The organism is Pseudoalteromonas aliena (assembly GCF_038155085.1).
Classification (GTDB): domain Bacteria; phylum Pseudomonadota; class Gammaproteobacteria; order Enterobacterales; family Alteromonadaceae; genus Pseudoalteromonas; species Pseudoalteromonas aliena_A.
Map to the genome: position 1 here is coordinate 1 of NZ_JBAKAU010000047.1, position 588 is coordinate 588.

The window sequence follows — 588 nt, forward strand, 5'->3', positions numbered from 1 at the left end:
CCTTACGTGTAGGGCTACACACGTGCTACAATGGCGCATACAGAGTGCTGCGAACTCGCGAGAGTAAGCGAATCACTTAAAGTGCGTCGTAGTCCGGATTGGAGTCTGCAACTCGACTCCATGAAGTCGGAATCGCTAGTAATCGCGTATCAGAATGACGCGGTGAATACGTTCCCGGGCCTTGTACACACCGCCCGTCACACCATGGGAGTGGGTTGCTCCAGAAGTAGATAGTCTAACCCTCGGGAGGACGTTTACCACGGAGTGATTCATGACTGGGGTGAAGTCGTAACAAGGTAGCCCTAGGGGAACCTGGGGCTGGATCACCTCCTTATACGATTTAGAACTTATTTGTTCGTAGTGTCCACACAGATGATTGTTATTGTAAAGAGAACAACACTTATTGTTTTGGGTCTGTAGCTCAGCTGGTTAGAGCGCACCCCTGATAAGGGTGAGGTCGGTAGTTCAAATCTACTCAGACCCACCACTTCTTGTCTAATCAAGAAGATGGTTAAAACAGTAAGTACCAGCATATGTGGGGCTATAGCTCAGCTGGGAGAGCGCCTGCCTTGCACGCAGGAGGTCAGC

1 tRNA gene and 1 rRNA gene are annotated in these 588 nt (G+C 50.3%); both read left to right on the top strand.

The annotated features are described in order from the left end of the window. Nucleotides 1-334, top strand: a 16S ribosomal RNA gene (locus V6260_RS18480); the annotation flags it as partial. Between the two features lie 76 nt (nt 335-410). Next, nucleotides 411-487 (top strand) — tRNA-Ile (locus tag V6260_RS18485). Nucleotides 488-588: the final 101 nt, after the last annotated feature.